The 20,003-nt window shown below is 69.5% G+C and carries 17 protein-coding genes; 14 read left to right on the forward strand and 3 right to left on the reverse strand.

The genetic code is table 11. From position 1 onward, the window contains the following. Positions 1–158: 158 nt before the first annotated feature. The 3 genes from ACWGJ5_RS27995 to ACWGJ5_RS28005 form a co-directional block, all read right to left on the reverse strand. Complete coding sequence (locus ACWGJ5_RS27995; RefSeq protein WP_453312427.1) at positions 159–980, reverse strand: thaumatin family protein; 822 nt, start codon at positions 978–980, stop codon at positions 159–161. A 46-nt stretch (positions 981–1,026) separates the two neighbouring features. Beyond that, positions 1,027–2,229 carry a beta-1,3-glucanase family protein gene (locus tag ACWGJ5_RS28000; RefSeq protein ID WP_453312428.1) on the reverse strand — a complete coding sequence of 401 codons (1,203 nt, stop codon included), beginning with the start codon at positions 2,227–2,229 and terminating at the stop codon, positions 1,027–1,029. Between the two features lie 124 nt (positions 2,230–2,353). Next, positions 2,354–3,865 carry a sulfatase family protein gene (locus ACWGJ5_RS28005; protein ID WP_453312429.1) on the reverse strand — a complete coding sequence of 504 codons (1,512 nt, stop codon included), beginning with the start codon at positions 3,863–3,865 and terminating at the stop codon, positions 2,354–2,356. 9 nt (positions 3,866–3,874) lie between these two features. Here ACWGJ5_RS28005 and ACWGJ5_RS28010 point away from each other — a divergent pair, with 9 nt between their 5' ends. From ACWGJ5_RS28010 to ACWGJ5_RS28075, 14 genes are all read left to right on the forward strand, one after another. Then, entirely contained in the window at positions 3,875–4,924 is a 1,050-nt protein-coding gene (locus ACWGJ5_RS28010; RefSeq protein WP_453312430.1) for a helix-turn-helix domain-containing protein, read from the forward strand. Positions 4,925–4,973: 49 nt separating this feature from the next. Continuing rightward, positions 4,974–5,690, forward strand: a complete 717-nt coding sequence (locus ACWGJ5_RS28015; protein WP_453312431.1) for a response regulator transcription factor — start codon at positions 4,974–4,976, stop codon at positions 5,688–5,690. Further along, positions 5,687–7,186: a sensor histidine kinase gene (locus tag ACWGJ5_RS28020; RefSeq protein WP_453312432.1), complete on the forward strand. Its 1,500-nt coding sequence runs from the start codon at positions 5,687–5,689 to the stop codon at positions 7,184–7,186. The genes ACWGJ5_RS28015 and ACWGJ5_RS28020 overlap by 4 nt, the downstream gene beginning before the upstream one ends. A 200-nt stretch (positions 7,187–7,386) precedes the next feature. Further along, entirely contained in the window at positions 7,387–8,577 is a 1,191-nt protein-coding gene (locus tag ACWGJ5_RS28025; protein WP_453312433.1) for an acyl-CoA dehydrogenase family protein, read from the forward strand. A gap of 60 nt (positions 8,578–8,637) precedes the next feature. Beyond that, positions 8,638–9,792 carry a mandelate racemase/muconate lactonizing enzyme family protein gene (locus ACWGJ5_RS28030; RefSeq protein ID WP_453312434.1) on the forward strand — a complete coding sequence of 385 codons (1,155 nt, stop codon included), beginning with the start codon at positions 8,638–8,640 and terminating at the stop codon, positions 9,790–9,792. A gap of 11 nt (positions 9,793–9,803) precedes the next feature. Then, entirely contained in the window at positions 9,804–11,381 is a 1,578-nt protein-coding gene (locus ACWGJ5_RS28035; protein ID WP_453312435.1) for an ABC transporter substrate-binding protein, read from the forward strand. A 10-nt stretch (positions 11,382–11,391) separates the two neighbouring features. Beyond that, complete coding sequence (locus tag ACWGJ5_RS28040; protein WP_453312436.1) at positions 11,392–12,339, forward strand: ABC transporter permease; 948 nt, start codon at positions 11,392–11,394, stop codon at positions 12,337–12,339. Then, a complete protein-coding gene (locus ACWGJ5_RS28045; RefSeq protein WP_453312437.1) occupies positions 12,339–13,205 on the forward strand; it encodes an ABC transporter permease in 867 nt (288 codons plus the stop codon). The genes ACWGJ5_RS28040 and ACWGJ5_RS28045 overlap by 1 nt, the downstream gene beginning before the upstream one ends. Continuing rightward, positions 13,202–14,116, forward strand: a complete 915-nt coding sequence (locus ACWGJ5_RS28050; RefSeq protein ID WP_453312438.1) for an SMP-30/gluconolactonase/LRE family protein — start codon at positions 13,202–13,204, stop codon at positions 14,114–14,116. Before ACWGJ5_RS28045 ends, ACWGJ5_RS28050 begins: the two co-directional genes overlap by 4 nt. A 2-nt stretch (positions 14,117–14,118) precedes the next feature. Further along, the gene (locus tag ACWGJ5_RS28055) at positions 14,119–14,862 is read left to right on the forward strand and encodes an SDR family NAD(P)-dependent oxidoreductase (RefSeq protein WP_453312439.1); all 744 of its coding nucleotides are present in this window, start codon (positions 14,119–14,121) and stop codon (positions 14,860–14,862) included. Then, the gene (locus tag ACWGJ5_RS28060) at positions 14,859–16,958 is read left to right on the forward strand and encodes an ABC transporter ATP-binding protein (RefSeq protein ID WP_453312440.1); all 2,100 of its coding nucleotides are present in this window, start codon (positions 14,859–14,861) and stop codon (positions 16,956–16,958) included. Before ACWGJ5_RS28055 ends, ACWGJ5_RS28060 begins: the two co-directional genes overlap by 4 nt. Further along, entirely contained in the window at positions 16,955–17,584 is a 630-nt protein-coding gene (locus ACWGJ5_RS28065; RefSeq protein ID WP_453312441.1) for a bifunctional 4-hydroxy-2-oxoglutarate aldolase/2-dehydro-3-deoxy-phosphogluconate aldolase, read from the forward strand. The genes ACWGJ5_RS28060 and ACWGJ5_RS28065 overlap by 4 nt, the downstream gene beginning before the upstream one ends. After that, positions 17,581–18,531 carry a sugar kinase gene (locus tag ACWGJ5_RS28070; protein ID WP_453312442.1) on the forward strand — a complete coding sequence of 317 codons (951 nt, stop codon included), beginning with the start codon at positions 17,581–17,583 and terminating at the stop codon, positions 18,529–18,531. Before ACWGJ5_RS28065 ends, ACWGJ5_RS28070 begins: the two co-directional genes overlap by 4 nt. After that, positions 18,518–19,780 (forward strand): ROK family protein, encoded by a 1,263-nt coding sequence (locus tag ACWGJ5_RS28075; RefSeq protein WP_453312443.1) that lies wholly within the window; start codon positions 18,518–18,520, stop codon positions 19,778–19,780. Before ACWGJ5_RS28070 ends, ACWGJ5_RS28075 begins: the two co-directional genes overlap by 14 nt. The last annotated feature ends 223 nt before the right edge of the window (positions 19,781–20,003 follow it).

Raw genomic sequence — 20,003 nt, forward strand, 5'->3', positions numbered from 1 at the left:
GCGTGGGGCGATACTTACCCACCCCCGCCCTCGCCCCGCCGGGCCCGGCCCCGCCGGCACGCACCCCATGTCGCGCGGGCCGCCGGGGGTGTTGGGGGGGGGGGCGCCCGACTCGTGGAGCAGGGGTCATGGGGTCATGGGGTCATGGGGTCATGGGATCACCAGAACGTCACGACGAAGCCCTCGCACTTGGCGCACTGCCGCATCGTCTTGTTGCCGGTCTCCTGGTCCTGCTTGGACCAGGCGTAGGCCTTGGGGCAGTGCTTCTTGATGGCATCGCTGTAGGCGGAGGTGGCATCCCGGCTCGGGTTCACGCACAGCACGGTCTTCCCGGCGGAGTTGTGCTGCCGGTCGGCCTTCGGGCAGTAACGCAGCAGGTTCTTCCGGCAGCCCTGCTGCGAGCACGAGCCGTTCTTGGTGACCTTCTCGGCTCCCTTGGGCGCGATGGTGATGGGGAGTGAGAAGGCGTTGACGTAGCTGACGTCGTACCAGGGCGCCTTCGTGTCCTTCTTGTCGAAGTTGAACTCGGCGAGGCTGACCGGCTGTTCGCCCGTCTTGCAGCGCTGGGCGAATACTCCGCAGTCGCCGATGGCGCAGTGGAACGTGCTTCCCGACTTGCCCGAACATCCCTGGCGGGCGAAGAACTTGCCGCGCCAGTGGTGGGGGGCCTTGTCCTCCGGGATGGTCACGGTCGCCGACTGCCCGGGCTTGAGCACGGGCAGCGACTTCAGGTTCTTCGAATCTCCGTCGGGCTCGTCCTTGTTGACGGTGCTGCCGATCCACAGCTTCTTCCCGGACCGGTTGACGAACGTCACCGTGTGGGCGCCGGCGGCCGCACTCGCCTCGGGTGCGGCGACGGTGGTAGCGGCGGGCACGGTGCGGGATTCGTCGGCCACGGCGGCATGCGCGGCTCCGGCGGACGCGACGGCCGGCATGAGACACAGCACGGCCGCGAGAAGCAACTCACGTAATCTCTTCACCTGGTACTCCCTCGGTGGTCGCTTGCTGCACGCAAGAGCGGGTGTCTCAGAACGGGGTCAGCGTCAGGTGCATGTGCTGGGGGCTGGGGTCCTCGATGTAGGAGGCCCAGTCTGCGACGTCGTCGAAGGCGAAGCCGTAGGCCTTGCCGTTGCTGGTCGCGGCGTGGATGGCCTTGGCGTAGTGGTTGGTGACGGCGGTGTCGTAGAAGGTGGCCGCGCGGGTGGTGGGCTGCTTGCTGTGGCTCAGCAGCGTCGAGCGGTTGAACGCGGCGCCCAGGGCGGCGGCGACGGGGCCGGTGATCCCGTCGTTGGGGGCGGCGAGCGCCCCGTCGCAGAAGAGCACGTCACGGGTGGAGGGCTTGGCGAAGGAGACCTGCGCGGGGCCGCTGAAGGTGAGCTGCTGGTTCCTGACCCGGCCGGTGAATGTGCCCGCGTTCGTCCTGACGACGAGGTTCTTGTTCTGGTAGGTGTGCCAGACCTTGTCGATGTAGTCGTCGAAGTAGCGCTGGGGGAACCGGCCGGCGTCGAGGCCGTGGCTCGGGGCGATGACGCGCCGGTCGGCTATGACGAGGTGCTTGAAGTCCGGGTGGTTCCTCAGGGCGTTGAAGACCTTCACGCGGCCGCCGGCGGGCAGCCGGCCGGTGCTGTGGTTCTTCGCTCCGTTCAGCCCGATCATCATCGGAACGCTGAACATGTCCACCATGGTGGTGTTGCAGTGCATGCCGGACGCGTCGTGGGTGAACTCCACGAAGTCGTGCAGCACGGAGAAGTTGGGGTCGGACTCCACCCAGCCGGCCGGCTGCTGAAGACCGATCTTGCCGTCGGCGCCCCTGACGGCCTTGAACTTCAGCTTGTGGCCGAGGGCCACGTAGATGCGTCCGGACATCTGCGGCAGTCGCAGCTCGGTCGCGCCGTGGGCGGTCAGCGGGATGGAGTAGTCGGCGAAGCCGCCCGCGTGGTTGTCGGAGAGCTTGACGGGGGCCAGGGTGCCCCGCCGGGTGAGCCGTACCTGCCGGTCTCCCTTGCTGCCCACGACGTACAGGTGGACCTTGCCGTTGGCGAACTTGCCGCTGCTGTTGACGACCGTGAGCGGCAGCCCCCCTCGCGCGGCCTCGGCGGCCGGGTCGGCGCCGTCGGAGTCGGCGAAGGCGCGCGGGGCGGCGGAGACGATCGCCGATCCGGCTAGGGCACCCGCCATCGAGGCGAGCGCTCTGCGGCGGGTGGGCGGGTGGGCGTCGGACGAGAACATGCGGAAATTCCTCTCTCCAGTGCTGTGTGTGACGGAACACGCTGGGGAAACGGGCGCGCGCGGACGCCCGCCCACGCGGTGCCCTGGCCGCGGCGGGCGGCCAGGGCACCCATGGGAAGCCCTGCTACGGGTGTCCGGCGCTCCAGCAGCCGTCGCCGTGGCAGTTCTTCAGCCCGGTCAGCGCGTCGTGCAGCTTCGCCAGGCGGGCCTGGCTCAGCTGTCCGGCGGTGTTGTGCAGCTCGTCGGGGTCGGTGCTCAGGTCGTAGTACTCCTTCGCGCCGCTGTCGTACTCGACGTAGGTGTAGGAGTTGGTGCGCATGGCGTGGTAGTTCGGCGGGCTGACGCTCTCGGTGCCGTCGTTGTCCGGGTCGTCATGAGCCGGCTTGGCGTGGCGGTGCTCGATCAGGTTGGCCGTGCGCCAGCCCGCGTCCGAGCCGCCGTCCAGGAGGGGGAGCATGCTGTGCCCGTCCACCTTGGACGACACCGCGGCGCCGCCGATCTTCTCGAAGGTGGGCGCGAAGTCGATGTTCGACACCTGGGCGTGGCTCGTCCGTCCGGCCGCGACACCGGGTCCTGCGATCACCAGCGGCACGCGGACGTCGGTGTCGAAGGCCGTCTGCTTGCCCGCCTTGAGCCGGTACTCACCGAGGTGGAAGCCGTTGTCGGAGCTGAAGACGACGTAGGTGTTGTCGGCGACGTGGGCGCTGGTCAGGCTCTGGCGCAGCTTGCCGAGCATCTTGTCGACCGCCTGGAGCGACTGTGCGCGCTTGCGGAACTTCTTGTCGATCGCGGTCTTCTCGCTCTGGGTCAACGGGTTCTGCCGGGCCAGCCACGGCGGCGCGTTGGTCGGGAGCTTGTCGAAGGCGGGGCCCTGCGGCGCCTTCAGGCCAGGGAAGTCCTTCTTGTCCCGGCGGGCCGGCGTGGACGGACCGTGCGGTGTGAAGAGGGCGACCTCCAGCATGAACGGCTTGTTCGCCGCCGCGGACTTCTTGATGAACGACTGGCCCTTCTCGCTCAGGACGTCGGTCAGATAGTCCTTGTTCTTGTCGCCGTGGGGTTCCATCTTGTGGTTGTGGGCGAGCTTGTAGTTGTACTCCGGGTAGCCGTTGCCGACGACGTCCCACTGGCTCCACCCCTGCGGCACGTACGGCTGCTGGCCGTCGACCGTGGACTTGGGGTCGTAACCGTTGAGGTACTTGCCCATCATCGCGGTGCGGTAGCCCTTGGCCTTCAGGGCGGCGGCGAAGGTGTCCTTCTCCAGGCCGTTGTCGTGGAAGGCCTTGAAGCCGCCGTTGGACCCTGCCGTGTTGCTGAGGACGTCGGTGTTGTGCGGGTACTCACCGGTGAAGATGGACGAACGGGACGGGCAGCACAGCGAGTTGCTGACCACGAAGTCGCTGAACGACGTGCCCTGTGACTGGAGCTTCTGCACCTCGGGCATGTACTGGAGCAGGTTTGTGGACATGTCGTCGGTGAGTACGAAGACGATGTTCGGTTTGGCCGCTGCCGTGGCCGCGGCCGGCTTCACGGTGGGGGCGGTGGCGTGGGCTGTCGCCGCGCTCATTCCGCTCTGAGCGGCGAACACCATCGCCGCCAAGCCGGCTGTAAGTGTCAGCAATTGACGAGTGCGAATCATGCTGGGAGCGTGGCAGCAGGAATCCGCCCCGGTCAATATCAGATTGCCTCCCGCCGAATTATTCCGTGCTCAGGCCAATTAATCCGGACCAGTCGCCTTGCGGCAGCCTCTGATTCCCCTGCACTCTATACACGGCACCTGCATCGAGAGCCGTGGAACCGGACGAGAGGAAACCGGGCGTTGAAGGTAACCAGCGGGGTGGGGAGCAAAGCATGGAACTCCCTGCACGTGTGGAAGCAAACGTTCAAGAAGGGCGTCCACACGTTCCATCTGCCGTCGTCTTCAGGAATCAAACTGAATGCCCATCTGAGCGGGCTTCTGAAAATTCGCGAAGGTCACGGCACACGGACAGGGAAAGAGGCGTTCCCACTTCCCGACGACGTGTGCATCATTCCCCCGGGGCTGAGCCGGACGCTGGTCGTGGCACCGACCGGTGACGAGCCCGTGACGATCGCCACCCTCACCCTCCCGGTCGACACGCTGCGCCGGTTCATCACCGAGGAGGACCTGCGGTCACGCGTCCCGTATCTGTGGGATCCGCACCCGGTGACGCGGTTCGACCCGCTCCTCGCGGCCATGGTGAAGGCGGTGGCGGCCGCGAGCGAGGTCGGCGCTGACGACCTGTACGCGCAGTCGGCGGCGCAGTTCATCGCCGCCCACCTGCTCGCGCCGCACTCGTCCGGTTCGGGCAGGACAGCCGGCCTGCTGAGCTCAGGGCAGCTCGAGACGATTCTGTCCTATATGCGGGCCAACCTCGAACAACCGGTCTCGGTCGGCGACCTGGCGTCCCTGGTCTCCTTCAGCCGTTTCCACTTCGTACGCTGTTTCAAGGCCACCACCGGATTCACCCCGTACCGCTATCTCACCGAACTCCGGATCGACCTGGCCCGCAAGTATCTCGAGACCGGCGACGACACCATCGCCCGCATAGGACGGCGCTGCGGATTCTCCGGTTCCGAGCACTTCTCGCGGAGCTTCCGCCGCATCATGGGATGCACGCCGTCGCAGTACCGGACGAGGCGCTCCTGCGGTCTCGGGCAGAGCCTGCCCGTACTTTGATCGGTATCCTCCGGGCAAGCTCGTTCGACGCGGTGAAACCGAGGTGTGCATGGCAGGCAAGGCCGGGCGGGTGCTGGTGGTCGACGACGACGCGGCGATACGGCGGTCACTGGCACGGGGGCTGAGGCTGAGCGGATTCACGGTGACGGTCGCGGACGGCGGTCACACCGGTCTGGCGGAGGCCCGCGTCGGCCGCCCCGACATCGTCGTCCTGGACGTCAGCATGCCCGTTCTCAGCGGCATCGACGTGTGCCGGGCCCTGCGCGACGACGGCGACGACGTACCCGTGCTGATGCTCTCCGCGCTGGACGAGACGGCCGACCGGGTGGCGGGCCTACAGGCGGGCGGGGACGACTACCTGGTCAAGCCGTTCGCACTCCAGGAGTTGGTCCTGCGGCTGCACGCCCTGCTGCGCCGCCGCCCGCCGGCCGCCACCGGCCCCCTCCGCGTCGGCGGCCTCGTCCTCGACCCGGCCGCCCACCAGGCCGTTCTGGACGACCGGCCACTGCAACTGACCCGGCGCGAGTTCGCGCTGCTGGAGATCCTGGCCCGCAACGCGGGCATCGTGCTCACCCGCGAGCAACTGCTGGACTGGGTCTGGGGATACGACTTCCAGGTCCGCAGTGACGCCGTCGACACCTTCGTCAGCTATCTGCGGCGCAAGCTGGAGGCAGGCGGCCGGCCCCGGATGGTGCACACCGTGCGCGGGGTCGGTTTCGTCCTGCGCGCGGACCGCCAGACCCCGCACATCGAGGGCACGCCGTGAAACTGTCCACCCGTATCGCGCTCGCGGTCGGCGTGAGCGTGCCCGTGCTGGTCCTCGCTTCCGGCTGGCTGCTGCTGCACCTGGTCAGCAGCGACCTGCGCACGCACCAGAACGACCAACTACGCGCCCGCGCGACGGTCGTCGCCCGGAACGCCAAGGCGTATCTGGACGTGGCCGGGACCGACCACCCGCTCCTGAAGCAGGTCCGCCGACGCCGGCTGATCAACTCCGCCCGGGATGTGGGCGTCCGGCTGAAGGGGCCGCAGGACACGATCTCGGCCGGCCCGCAGCCCGAGCCGAACCCCACGCTGCCCCGCAACGCCCCGACGCCCGTCACCGTGACCTCCGGCGGCAAGGACTGGCTCGTCCTGTCACTGCGCGTCGGTGCCGCGGCGCGAGAGAGCAACACCCCGAATCTGTGGCTGCTGTCACCGGACACGGCCGAGGACGAACTGGCGCTGGTGCGCCAACGGGTACTGACCGGTGCGCTGGTGGCCGCCGCACTGGCCGGTGCCACCGCCTGGGCCATCGCCGCCCGGGCGGTTCTTCCGCTACGGCGGCTTCAGCGGCGTACCAGTGGACTGGACCCCAGGACCAGCACCGTACGCCTGGAGCACACGCCGACCCGGGTCACCGAGGTGGACGACCTGGCGTACACGGTGCAGACCGTGCTCGCCCGCTACGACGAGCAGGCCGCGCGCACCGGGGAAGCACTGGCCACCGCCCGCGCGTTCGCCGCGACCGCCTCCCACGAGCTGCGCACCCCGCTGATGAGCATGCGCACCAACCTCGACATCCTCACCGACCACCCCGGCCTCGACCCCGAGGACCGGGCGGAGGTGCTCGGGGACCTCGGGCGCGAACACACCCGGCTGCTCGGTCTGCTGGTGATGCTGAAGGCGCTCGCACAGGGCGACCTGATCGAGGCGGACGCGTTCTCGCCACTGGACCTCGGGGAGCTCGTGGAGGCGTCGGTCTGCGACCTGCGGCGCACCCGCCCCGACGCCGAAGTGTCCGTACGCACCACCGCGGGGGTGCGTGTCGACGGCTGGGAGCAGGGTCTGCGCTCGGCGGTGGACAACCTGCTGACCAACGCCTGGACCCACGGCCGCGCCGAAGACGGCGTCGCCCGCATCGAGGTGACCCTGCGCCCGCCGCTCGGTGGGCGTGCGGCGACCGCGGTGCTCGTGGTGGACGACCACGGCCGCGGCATCCCTCCCGAAAGCCGCGAGGAGATCTTCCAGCGTTTCCACCGCGGCCCCGACAGCCCCGGCTCCGGCCTGGGCCTCACCCTGGTCGCCCAGCAAGCCGCCCTCCACGGCGGCCACATCACCGTGTCGGACCGCCCTGACGGCCGGCCCGGCACACGCTTCGAGCTCCACCTGCCGGCCACGGGCGTCCAGGACACGGAGTACACCCTGCCGCTGCTGCACCGCGACTGGCTGACCCGAACCCCCGAACAGGCCCCGCCGGGCCTGTTCACCAAGCACACCTAGGTTTACGTTCCGCTAGGGTCGATATCCGCTTTCCTCCCTGTCGAATTATTCCCCGCCAGTGCCAATTAATCCGGCGGCGGTCGCCTTGCGGCTGTCGCCGGTACGCCCGCATTCTGACCTGGCGTCCCGGTGTCCTTCCGAACTCTGCAGCGGTCTCGCATGCAATTAACTCTCAGCGATGCGGATGCAAAGGATCTGGCATGAGTACTGAATTGCGAGAAACTCCCGCGGCCGCCTGCGACGAGGAGTTGATGGAGCGGGCCCGCACCGCGGCACGGACGTTGGCGGCGAACGCCGCACGGCCGGAGCATGATCTGCGTCCGGCCGCGGATTCCCTGGCGGTGGTACGGCGGGCCGGACTGTTCGCGATGGGCGTCCCGCGCGATGCCGGCGGGGCCGGAGCCGGTCTGCGGACCCAGGTGCGGGTGATCGCCGAACTGGGGCAGGGGTGTCCGTCGACGGCGTGGATCACCGCACTGTCCACAGCCTTGAAGACCGTGGGCTCGTCGGTGTTCCCCGAGGCCACCCGCGAGGTTCTGTTCGCCGACCCCGACGCGATCATGTGCGGTTCCACCACACCGCTGAGCGCCCTGGGCGAGCGGACCAGTTACGGTTTCAGCGTCTCGGGGCGGTGGCAGGCCGTCGCCGGCTGCGAGGACTCGGCGTGGGCGGTCCTCGCGGTACCCGTGCACGCGGAGGGCCAACCCAACCTGTATTGCCCGGCATTGATCTCGACCAGGGACCTCTCCGTCGAACGCGACCGGCCCGTCACCGGCATGGCCGGAACGGGCAGTCACACGCTCGTGGCCCAGGACGTGGCGGTACCCCCGGCCTACGTGGTGTTCCCCACCGCCGAAGCGGACCGGGCCCCCGGCTTCCCCGCCGCTTCGACGGCACTGCTCGGCATCGCCGTCGTCATGCTCGCCCCGCTGCTCGGAGCCGCACGCGGCGCCCAGCACGCGATGGAGAAGGTGTCGGCGGGCGTCGACGCCCTCACGTCGGCCGTCCATCACCCACCGTCCCGGCCGTGGCTCACCACCGCCTGCCGGCTCCTCGACTCGGCGACAAGCCGCGTTCTGCGCGTAGCGGATGCCCTCGACGACCGGCTCCATCAGCTCCATGCTCCCGCGAACTCCGTGTTCCGCCCCGCGCGGGAACACCCGTGCATGCGGGCGGAGATGGCGTCCGCCGCGCAGGAATGCCGGGAGGCCGTGGACTGGCTGCTGGACCCGCACAGCCTGGGCGGCTTCGCCCCGGGCGCCTCGCTGCGGCGCATCTGGCGCGACCTGGCGGTCATCATGCGCCACCCGCAGTTCGGCTCCCACACCGTCGCGGAGGACTACGGCCGGGTTCTGTTCGGTCCGGGGACAGCGGCCGTACCGATGCCCTGACGGTTTCGGCCGCGCGGCTTCACGACGGGCCACCGCGGCCGGCACGGCATGACACACCCGTTGACGCCCACCCTACTTAATTTCTACTGTGTAGCAACCAAGGGGGTGCCGATGGGCCGCACGCTGGAACTGCTGGAGTCGCACGTCAGCGACCGGACGCAGTGGCAATTCGTGGTTCTCAAGGACGTCGGTCGCCTCGCGCTCGGCGAGTGCTCCGACTCCGGACAGCCTGCGAAACTGGTGGCCGAACTGGAGTTTCTGGCCGGGCAGCTGCGTGGCCGGGATCTGTCGGCCGACCGGGCCGGCATCGTCGACGCGCTCGCGCGGCGGGTCGGCGAGCAGACGCGGCCGGACGCGTTCGTCACGGCGACGCTCATGGGCGGTCTGGAGCAGTTGCTCACCGATCACGCGGCACAAGCGGCGGGCGAGCCGGTCTGGAAATGGCTCGGCGGTTCAGCTCCCGCACCGGTGCGTCTGTACGCGAACATCAATCGGGTGCCCGGAGGGCGTGCGCCGGGCGATGTGGCGGCGGCGGCGACGAAGGCGGTGGCGGCCGGCTTCTCCGCGGTGAAGTGCGCGCCGTTCGACGTCGCGGACGGAGACCGACCGCTTGCCGCCACCGGTCTGCGCCGACTTCGTGCGATCCGCGAGGCCGTCGGCGACGACATCGAGTTGAGGGTGGACTGCCACGAGCGGCTTCCGGCCGAGGAGATCCACCGCCTTCTGCCGGCCCTCGAAGACCTCGGCATCGGCTGGCTGGAGGACGCGGTCGCCATGGAGCAGACAGAGAGCCTTCGCGCGTTGCGGGCCGCCACGACGATCCCGCTGGCGGGCGGCGAGTTCATGTTCCATGCCGCGGAGGCCGACACGGCGGTGTCCGAGGGCCTGCTCGACGTCCTGATGCCCGATGTGAAACACGCGGGCGGCATTCAGCGTGTGCTGTCCATCGCGCGAGGCGCACCGGAGACAGCCGTCTCGCCGCACAACCCGTCGGGTCCGGTGGCCACTGCGGCCGCCGCCCACCTGTTCGCCGTCTGTCCCAACGCCACGGAACTGGAGTACCAGTTCGGCGAAGCACCCTGGCGGTCCGACCTCGTCGGAGGTCTGGAACGCACAACGGAGGGTCGCCTTCACCTCGATGACCGTCCAGGTCTCGGCCTGACCCTCGACACACGGCATCCGAGTCTTCGAGTCCTGTGGTCCACCACCCTTTAAAGGGGAGCGCCATGTCCATACCCCAGCACCCTTTCCAGCGCGTTCTCACGCGACGCGGCGCGCTCATCGTGACGGCAGGCGTGACCTGTCTGGCCCTCGCCGCCTCGGGGTGCAAGTCGGCCGTCGACGATGAGGGCTCGTCCGGGCGCAAGCAGGGCGGCACCCTGAACATCGTCCAGAGCGCCGACATCGCACCGAACACCTTCCTGTCCCAGAACAACCCGAACTTCTCGGTCATCAGGACCGTGTTCAACACCCTGACCGAGTACGACCGCACCACCCTGAAACCCCAGCCGCAGCTCGCGACGAGCTGGAAGATGTCCCCGGACCACAAGTCGATCACGTTGCGGTTGCGGGACGGCGTGACCTTCCACTCCGGGCGTCCCTTCACCGCCGACGACGTCATCTTCTCCATCAAGGCGATCACACGGCAGGACGTGCCCTCGCAGTTCAAGCATGTGGCACAGGCGATCACCGGCATGAAGGCCGACGGCGACCACGCGCTCACTCTGCGCATGGACAAGCCGTTGTCGAACCTGTTCGACCTGTTCGAGGTCATGCCCATCGTGGACAAGGCCACCTTCGACGACCTCCTGGCGGGCAAGAAGTTCGTCGGAACGGGGCCGTTCAAGGTCGTCAAGTACACCCCTGGTTCCGGACTCCAGCTGAAGAGGTACGGCCACTACTGGAAATCGGGGCACCCGTACCTGGACCGGGTCAACATCGACGTCCAGAGCCAGTCGCAGTCGATGAAGTCCTCCCTCAGGTCCGGCCAGAGCCAGCTGGCCCTCGATCTCGCACCCCTCGACACGGTGTCCCTCAAGGGCGACCCGAACTTCAAGGTCATCGCCTCCGGTGCCGCCGACGCCGCGTACTACATCGGGTCCAACGTGACGGTCCCGCCGCTGAACAAGCCGCAGTTCCGGCAGGCCATCGCCTGGGCCGTCGACCGCGACCGCATCCTCAAGCAGGTGCTCGCCGGCATCGGGCAGACCAGCTCACTGCCCTGGTCGCCCTCTTCGTCGGCGTTCGACAAGGCCAAGGCCAACACGTACCACCGCGACATCGGCAAGGCCAAACAGCTGATCGCCAAGGCCGGCGCCACCGGCGCGGCGGTGAACATCGTCTTCAACTCCGGTCTGCCCACGAACCAGGCCATCGCCGAGATCGTGCAGTTCGACCTCAAGCAGGCCGGGTTGAAAGCGAAGCTCGTGCCCCTTCAGGCGGCCGACTTCTTCGGCAAGCTCTCCGGCGGCGGCCTGCCCGGCCTGTTCGTCAACGTCCACGGGTTCGGCCAGCTGAACCCGGCGACCCTGGTCAAGGGCGCGTTCCCGTTCAACGCCGACAAGAACGCCTCCAACTTCGACTCCGGCACCTACCGCACCCTCGCCCAGCAGCTGTGGACGACCACCGGCGGCCAGAAGGCCGATGCCGCCTACGCCAGGATGAACGACTTCCTGCTGAAGCAGCAGTTCGTCGACGACCTCGTCGTCAGCTCCCACACGTTCACGATCTCCACCAAGCTCAAGGACCTGAAGTACAACATGTACGACTACCTCGATCTCGACGACGCGTACCTGACGAAGTGAGTACGCGGCCATGTTGCGATACGCCCTCAAGCGACTGCCCTCGGCAGCTCTCGTGCTCGCTGTGGCCTCGGTGCTGGTCTTCTGCGTTCCCCGGCTCGCGGAGGGCGACGCGGCGAACGTCCTGGCCGGCCCGGACGCCACCCCGGCCACGGTCGCGGCGGTACGTCACGAACTCGGCCTGGACCAGAACGTCGTCGCCCAGTACCTGGAGTGGATCCGCGGGATCCTCACGGGTGACCTCGGCACCTCCTACGTCCGCCGGCAGTCCGCGAGCGCGGCCATCGGTGACGCGCTCGGCCAGACCGTCTCCCTGACGCTCGCCGCCCTCTTCGTCGCGGTCCTCCTCGGCGGCATCGCCGGCGTGGTCCTCGGCGTCAGCCGGAGCCGGGTGCTGACCAAGGTGACCGGAGCACTGGTCTCGCTCGCCTTCGCGATCCCGCCGTACGTCAGCGGCGTACTCCTGGTCCTGCTCTTCGCCGTGACGGTCAGGCTGCTGCCCTCGGGCGGCTACATCCCCCTCTCCCAGGACCCGGAGATCGCCGTCCAGTACCTGCTGATGCCGGCCGTGTGCCTCGGACTGCCCACCGCCGCGATCCTCGCGCGGTTCCTGTCCGCGTCGATCCGCCAGGTGCAGGACGAGGAGTTCGTCCGCACCGGCCTGGCGAAGGGGCTGCGCACCCGCCGCCTGGTCCAGGCCCACATCATTCCCAACGCGCTCCCCCCGGTCCTGACGGTGCTGGGCATCCAGGTCGGCCAGCTCCTCGGTGGCGCCATCGTGGTCGAGGCGATCTTCGGCTGGCACGGCATCGGGGACCTGCTGGTGGCCTCCGTCCTCAACCGCGACTACGTCCTCGTCCAGGACCTGCTGCTGTTCACCGTCGCCGTGTTCGTCGTCGTCCAGACCCTGACCGATCTCGCCGATGCCGCCGTCGACCCGCGCGTGCGCCTGGAGGCGTGATGACCGCCGTAACCGCACCCTCGACCGTCACCGTCCCGATGAAAGCGCAGCGCTCCCGCTGGACCCGGGCCCTGCGCCGTCCCGAGACGGTCGCCGGCATCACCATCGTCGCGGTGCTCTTCCTCCTCGGCGTCCTCGCCCCCTGGACAGCGCCGTACGGCGTCGACGCCCAGGGCAGTGACAGCTTCGCCGGGATCAGCTCGGCGCACCTGCTGGGCACCGACGAGTTCGGACGCGACGTCTTCAGCCGTGTGCTCTACGGCATCCGCCAGGACGTCCTGGTCGCCGGCGTCGCGGTGCCCCTCGGCGCCGTCGTGGGCACCATGCTCGGCCTGGCGTGCGGGCTGCACCGCGTCGTGGACGCCGTCATCCAGCGGATCTTCGACGTCATGCTGGCCTTCACCGCCCTGGTCCTGGGAGTCGCCGTGGCCGCGACCGCCGTCGGCCCCGGCATCACGGCGATCATGGTCACGGTGATCCTCGTCAACGTCCCGCTGTTCGGACGGCTGACCCGCTCGGCGCTGCAGTCCCAGCGCAGCCGCGACTACGTTGTTGCCGCCGAGGTCATCGGCGCCGGCCGGGCACGCGTGATCGTGCGGCACATCCTGCCCAACGCCCTCGACGCGCTGATCGTGCAGGCAGCTCTCAGCCTGTCCATGGCGGTGTTCATCGAAGGTGCCATGAGCTTCGTCGGCATCGGCATCCGCCCACCGGCACCCTCGCTCGGCGCGCTGCTGCGCACCAGCGTCAACTTCCTCAACCAGAACCAGTGGTACGCGCTGGGCCCGATCGTCGTGGTCACCGCACTGGTGCTGGGCTTCAACCTGATCGCCGACGGCCTGAACCGGGGACTGCTGCGCCGATGAACGCCCATACGAACCCGCCGAGCACCGCGGCCACGACGGCCGGCCCGACCGCCATCAGCCCCGCCGGTGCCCTGCTTGGCGAGAGTCCGCTCTGGGACGAGGCGAACGGAGTCCTGCTCTGGGTGGACCTGTGGGGTGGCCGGCTCCACGCGACGGATCCCAGGGCCGAAGCCACCTCGACCGTCGAACTGGCACCGCCCCTCTCGGCCGTCGCCCTGACGGAGCACGGGGCACTCGTCCTGACGTCGGCCTTGTGCGTCTACGAGAGGACCGAGGACGGCACACGCCACCTCGCCGACGTACCGGACAGCCGCTGCCTGCGCATCAACGACACCGCGGTCGACCCGGCCGGCCGCCTCTGGCTCGGCACGATGCCGCTGCCCCACCGGCCCGGCCTGGCCGGAGCGTTGTGGCGCCTGGACCCGGGCAAGGACACCCCCGTCCGCATGCTCGAGGACGTGGCCCTGGCGAACGGAATCGCCTGGTCCCCCGCCGCGGACAGGATGTACTTCGTCGACTCGCTCCGGCAGACCATCACCACGTTCGCGTACGACGTCGGCGACGGCTCTCTCGGCCCGGGTGAAGCCTTCGTGCAGGTCCCCTCCGAGGAGGGCATGCCCGACGGGATCACCGTAGATGCCGACGGCGCCGTGTGGGTCGCGCTCGCCGACGGTGGCGCCGTGGCCCGCTACTCCGCCGCCGGCGAACTGCAGGAACGCATCACGCTCCCGGTCCGGTACCCCACCAGCTGCGCCTTCGGCGGAGACGGCCTGGGCGACCTGTTCGTAACCTCCGGCTGCCGCCCCGTGGACCCCGACCGGCGCACCGCGGAGATCGCCCGGGGAGGCGGCTCGCTGTTCCGGCTCGCCACCGCCACCCGCGGTCTGCCCACCAACAGGATGGTGATCTGACCATGGCCACGCTGGACGGCATCACCAGCATCGTCACCGGCGCCGCGCGCGGAATCGGCCGTGCCGTCGCCACCCGCCTCCATGAGCTCGGCAGCCAGGTCGTCGCCGTCGACATCGACGACACGGTCACCACCGACGCGCCGTGGCACTCGGTCGTCGGCAACATCACCGACGCCAAGACCCACGACGAGTGCCTGAACGTCGCTTCAACTCTGCCCGGTGCACTCGGAGTTCTGGTCAACTGCGCGTTCGCCGAGGAACGCGCGGCTCTGCTCGACAGCACCGACGAGGGCTGGAATCACACGCTGGCCGTCTCCCTTCGCGCACCGGTCGCGCTCAGCCGCCGCTTCGTCGCCGCCCTGGACTCCCGCCCCGGCTCCATCGTCAACGTCACGTCCGTCCACGCGCACGGGGGCCTGACCGGATTCGGCGCGTACGCCACGGCCAAGGCGGGACTCACGGCATTCACCCGCAACGCGGCCGTCGAGTGGGGCCCCCTGGGAGTACGGGTCAACGCCGTCGCCCCGGGTTTCGTCGCGGTGGAACGCAACGCCCGCGTCTGGCGCGACCCCCAGCAGCTGGACGACGTGGTGGCGCGCTACCCGCTGCGCCGCGCCGGCCGACCGGCGGAGGTCGCGCGCTGCGTCGCCTTCCTCGCCGGCCCCGATGCCTCGTTCGTCACCGGAGCGGTCCTGCCCGTGGACGGCGGACTGCTCGCCCGGCTTCCGGAGGAGGAGCGCTCATGACCGATCCGGTCCTGCAAGTACGAGACCTCACCACCCACTTCACCACCGAGCGCGGTGTCGTCAGGGCGGTAGGTGGCGTGAGCTTCGACGTTCAGGCCGGTGAGACGCTCGCTCTGGTCGGCGAGTCCGGCTCGGGCAAGTCCGTGACCGCCATGTCCCTGATGCGCATCGTCAGGTCACCGGGACGCATCGTGTCCGGCGAGGTGATCTACCACGGGCGCAATCTGCTCAAGCTCTCCGACAGTGACATGCGTGAGGTGCGCGGCGCCGGCATCAGCATGATCTTCCAGGATCCGATGTCCTCGCTGAATCCGGTGATGCGGGTGCGCGACCAGCTCGTCGAGGCGATGCTCGCGCACGGCAAGTTCACCGGCGCGCAGGCCCGCTCCCGCGCCCTGGACCTCATGGAACGGGTGGGCATCCCCGATCCCGATACGCGGCTGGCGGACTACCCCCACGCCCTCTCCGGCGGCATGCGCCAGCGTGTGATGATCGCGATGGCGCTGGCCAACGAGCCGGACGTCATCATCGCCGACGAGCCGACGACGGCGCTGGACGTCACCATTCAGGCGCAGATCCTCGAACTGCTCGCCGAGCTCAACCGCGACCTGGGCACGGCCATCGTGCTCATCACCCACAACCTCGGTGTGGTGGCGCGCTCCTGCCAGCGGGTGGCGGTGATGTACGGCGGGCGGATCGTCGAACAGGCCCCGGTGGACGAGCTGTTCGCCCGGCCCGGCCATCCCTACACCAGGGCTCTGCTCGCCGCGACACCGCACCTCGCCACATCGAGGCAGCTGCCGCTGACGCCCATCGAAGGCCGGCCGCCGAACCTCATCGCTCCCATTCCGGGCTGCGCGTACGCACCGCGCTGTGACGCCGCGGTGGAACGCTGCCACAGTGAGCAGCCCCCCTTCTTCACGCAGGAGGACGGCCGCCGGGAGTGGGCCTGCTGGGTCTCCGGTGCGGACCGCGTGCTGCCGCCGGCGCCCCCGGCGGCACCGGCCGAGGACCCCGTCGCCGAACACGAAGGCCAGGAGCCGCTGTTGAGCGTGCGGAGTCTGGTGAAGACGTTCCCGGTGAAGAGGCGGACCGGATCACTGCGGCGCAGGACCGTCCAGGTCAGCGCGGTCGACGGCATTGACTTCTCGATCGCGCCCGGCGAGACGCTCGGCCTGGTGGGCGAGTCGGGGTGCGGGAAGTCGACACTCGCCAAAGCTCTGTTGGGCATCCATCCGGCCACGTCGGGGACCATCCGCTTCGACGGCCGGGATGTCGGTCTGCTGCGCGGCGGCGATCTGCGGTGGTACCGCGGCCAGACGCAGTTGGTCTTCCAGGACCCGATGTCGTCGCTCAACCCGCGTCTGACCGTCGCGGACGCCGTGGGCGAACCTCTGCTGGTGCATGGGCTCGCCCGGGGCAGCGAGGTCAGGCGCCGCGTGGCGGAACTTCTGGAACTGGTGGGCCTGGACCCGCAGGTGGCGTCGCGTTACCCCCATGAGTTCTCCGGCGGGCAGCGGCAGCGCATCGTCATCGCCCGCGCTCTCGCGGTCGGCCCGCGGCTGCTGGTGTGCGACGAGGCCGTGGCAGCCCTCGACGTGTCGCTGCAGGCGCAGATCGTGAACCTGCTCCAGGACCTGCAGCGGCGGCTGGGGCTCGCCTATCTCTTCATCGGCCACGACCTCGCCACCGTCCGGCACATCTCGCACCGGATCATGGTGATGTACCTCGGCCACATCGTTGAGTCGGGGCCCTCCGAGGAGATCACGTCCAGGCCCCAACACCCCTACACCGCAAGCCTGTTGTCCGCGGTGCCCGAGCCCGACCCGGTGCGCGAGCGGGCCCGCGAGCGCATCGTGCTGACCGGCGACGTACCGAGTCCGATCAGCCCGCCGCCCGCCTGCCGCTTCCACACCCGCTGCCCCATCGGCCCCAAGGCCAACCCGGAACGGACCATCTGTGCCACCGAGGGCCCGCCGCTCACCGAGGTCGCCCCGGGGCGGTACGCCGCCTGTCACTTCCCCGGCGAGCTGAGCGGCAGCGGCCTCGGTCCGACGCAGACGTCCGTGCTCGCTCCATCGGGAGAGACGTCATGAAGGCGGCCACTCCCGAGCAGGCGATCCGGAACACCCGCCTCGTGGCGATCCTGCGGGGCTCCAGCTCCGACCACCTGGTGGCCGCGGCGCAGGTACTCGTCGAGGAAGGCGTCCAGGTGCTGGAGTTCCCCCTGACCAGCCCCGGCGCACTGGACGCCCTGCGGCAGGCGGTCGAAGTCCTCGACGGGCGTGCGACGGTCGGCGCGGGCACCGTGCGCACGGTCGACGACGCGCGGCGGGCCCTGGAGGCGGGCGGGCGCTTTCTGGTGTCCCCCAGCCTGTCGGTGCCGGTGATCGAGTACGCGCGTGCCCATGACGCCGCGGTGCTGCCGGGAACGTTCACTCCGACCGAGATCGCCATGGCGCTGGAGGCGGGTGCCGAACTCGTGAAGCTGTTTCCGGCGGCCTCGCACCGACCGGAGTTCCTGCGCCAGCTGCGCGTACCCCTGCCCGCGGCCGGTGTCGTGCCCACGGGCGGTGTCGGACTCTCCGACGCGGCCGCCTGGCTGGCCGCAGGCGCGGTCGCCCTGGGAGTCGGCTCGCCGCTGACCGGCGATACCCTGGAGACCGGGGATCTCACCCAGTTGCGGGTGCGGGCCCGCGCGTGGAAGGCCGCGGTCGCATGACCGTCGACGTGATCACATACGGCGAGACGATGGGGCTCTTCGACAGCGAGCGGATCGGGCCGTTGCGGATGGGGGGTCCGATGCGTCTGTCCATGGCAGGTGCCGAGACCACCGTCGCCATCGGGGTCAGCAGGCTGGGCGGCAGCGCCGCCTGGGTGGGCGTCGTCGGCGACGACGAGATCGGCCGGCTCATCCTCAGAACCCTCCATGCCGAGCAGGTGCATACCGAAGGCGTCGTCATCGACCCCGAGACCCCCACTGGTCTGCTGCTCAAGGAGCGGCGCAGCGCCGACGTCTCCCGTGTGTCCTACTACCGCCGCCACAGCGCCGGCGCACGGCTCGCTCCGGAGCACGTCCTGCCCGAGCATGTGGCTCAGGCACGGATCCTGCATCTGTCGGGCATCACACCGGCCCTGTCCGCAACCGCCCGTGCAGCGGTGTTCCGTGCACTGGAGTTGGCGGCACAGGCCGGACGAACCACATGTGTCGACCTCAACTACCGCTCGGCGCTTTGGACTGCCATGGAGGCCCGACCGATACTCATGGAAGTGATCAAGCAGGCCGACATCGTGCTCGCCACCCGGAAAGAGGCCACCATCCTGACGAAGCACCCGATGGCCGACCCTTTCGAGGCGGCCGCAGCACTCGGTCGCATGGGACCCAGGCTTGCCGTCGTCAAGTGCGGCGCCGAGGGAGCCGTGGCCTGGCACGACGGACGTCTGCACGAGGTCCCGGCACGTCCCGTGCAGTCCTTCGACCCGGTGGGCGCGGGCGATTCCTTCGCCGCGGGCCTGCTGGCCGACCTGGCTCACGGCCGTACCCCCCAAGAGGCGCTCGAGACCGCCGCGACGGTCGCCGCCGTCAACGTCGCCTGCCCCGGCGACTGGGAAGGGCTGCCGTCCCGTGCCGAGGTGGACATACTGCGGGGTGACGATGTACTCCGCTGACACCGACGACCACGAGGCCGCGCCGCGCCGCTACGGCGGCCCCCTGCCCAGCACGGCACAGCCGCACGGCAGCGGTCTGGAGAGCCTGCGGCGCCGCAACACGGCGCTCGTCGCCAGGACCCTTCTGCACCGCGGGCCGTCGGCACGCTCCGAGATCGTCCAGGCCACCGGGCTCAGTGCAACGAGCATGACCAAGATCACCGCGCAGATGGCGCGTGCCCGCATGTTGGTCGAACTCACCGCGGTGGCCGGGGGCAACATGGGGCGCCCGCGCGTGCCCGTGGCCCTGGACACCTCGTACTACCGGTTCGCCGGCATCCACATCGGACTGCGCCGAACCACCGGAGGACTGCTCGACCTGGCCGGGGACGTCGTGACGGAACACGCGCTCACGCACCGTGGCCGAACGCAGAAGGCGATCCTCAACGAGGCCCGGGAGCTGCGCGACCAGCTCGTCACGCAGGCCGGAGGGCCCGAGCGGGTACTGGGTACCGGCGTGGCCACCGGTGGCCGGGTCGATCCCCATACGGGTGTCGTCGTCGACCACCCCTTGCTCGGCTGGCGGAACGTGCGTCTCGCAGAGGAACTGGACACGGGTGAGGGTCCTGTCTTCATCGACAGCAGCGTCCGCGCGATGGCACTGGCCGAGACCTACCTCGGTGCTGCGCGGCACGCCGACTCCTCGATCTTCCTGTTCATCGGCAACATCGTCGGCGCCGGCCTGATGGTCGACGGACGCCTCCGGCTCGGTCACGACTCCGCGGCAGGAACGCTCGACCATCTTCCGCTCGGACATGCCACTCAGGGCACGCCGTGCCGCTGCGGACGCACGGACTGTCTGGCGGCGCTTGCCAGCGACGTCGCCGTGCTGGAGCGCGCCCGCCAGGCCGGCGTCGTACCGTCCCACGCTTCCTTCGAGTCACTCGTCACCAAATCCCGCTCCGGCAGCACACAGGCCGCGGCACTGCTCAAGGAACGGGCCGAGTACGTCGGCACGGCCGCCGGCATCCTGCTGGACCTCATGGACCCCGACCTGCTCGTCCTCGGCGGCGGCCTGCTGCAGACCCCGGAGCATCTCGACGCACTGCGCGCCACGGCCGCCGCCCGGCTCAGCCGCCCCACGGCAGCCGAACGCATCGTGCCCACCGGCCTGGGAGAAGGATCCCTCGTCCGAGGATCGGGCAGCATGCCCCTGCACGCCTTCTTCTCCGATCCTGTGCCGATGCTACGGACGCCTATCGAGGGTTGACCCGTGTAGTTGACCTGAGTGGAGGGAGGTCAGCGGCTTCTCTTAACGGCACATCACCCGGTCGTGCAGCGCCACTACTTCCCGTATCGCCTGCTCGGTGGTGCAGCCGCGTTCGTGCTGGAACATGCTGCCGAAGTTGTGCCGAATGCGGTGCGCACGGTGGCAAGACCGTTTGCCCGCGAAGCAGCTCCGCGCTTGGATGAGCCGACCGCCCTTGCCGAAG

It is taken from the genome of Streptomyces sp. NPDC054783 (genome assembly GCF_053611725.1).

Excerpts from the sequence above, each read along its gene's own strand:
- ACWGJ5_RS28000 (WP_453312428.1), bottom strand. The coding sequence starts at position 2,229 with ATGTTCTCGTCCGACGCCCACCCGCCCACCCGCCGCAGAGCGCTCGCC.
- ACWGJ5_RS28060 (WP_453312440.1), top strand. The coding sequence starts at position 14,859 with ATGACCGATCCGGTCCTGCAAGTACGAGACCTCACCACCCACTTCACC.
- ACWGJ5_RS28045 (WP_453312437.1), top strand. The coding sequence starts at position 12,339 with ATGACCGCCGTAACCGCACCCTCGACCGTCACCGTCCCGATGAAAGCG.
- ACWGJ5_RS28075 (WP_453312443.1), top strand. The coding sequence starts at position 18,518 with ATGTACTCCGCTGACACCGACGACCACGAGGCCGCGCCGCGCCGCTAC.
- ACWGJ5_RS28050 (WP_453312438.1), top strand. The coding sequence starts at position 13,202 with ATGAACGCCCATACGAACCCGCCGAGCACCGCGGCCACGACGGCCGGC.
- ACWGJ5_RS28055 (WP_453312439.1), top strand. The coding sequence starts at position 14,119 with ATGGCCACGCTGGACGGCATCACCAGCATCGTCACCGGCGCCGCGCGC.
- ACWGJ5_RS28065 (WP_453312441.1), top strand. The coding sequence starts at position 16,955 with ATGAAGGCGGCCACTCCCGAGCAGGCGATCCGGAACACCCGCCTCGTG.
- ACWGJ5_RS28005 (WP_453312429.1), bottom strand. The coding sequence starts at position 3,865 with ATGATTCGCACTCGTCAATTGCTGACACTTACAGCCGGCTTGGCGGCG.
- ACWGJ5_RS28015 (WP_453312431.1), top strand. The coding sequence starts at position 4,974 with ATGGCAGGCAAGGCCGGGCGGGTGCTGGTGGTCGACGACGACGCGGCG.
- ACWGJ5_RS28025 (WP_453312433.1), top strand. The coding sequence starts at position 7,387 with ATGAGTACTGAATTGCGAGAAACTCCCGCGGCCGCCTGCGACGAGGAG.
- ACWGJ5_RS28070 (WP_453312442.1), top strand. The coding sequence starts at position 17,581 with ATGACCGTCGACGTGATCACATACGGCGAGACGATGGGGCTCTTCGAC.
- ACWGJ5_RS28040 (WP_453312436.1), top strand. The coding sequence starts at position 11,392 with ATGTTGCGATACGCCCTCAAGCGACTGCCCTCGGCAGCTCTCGTGCTC.
- ACWGJ5_RS28035 (WP_453312435.1), top strand. The coding sequence starts at position 9,804 with ATGTCCATACCCCAGCACCCTTTCCAGCGCGTTCTCACGCGACGCGGC.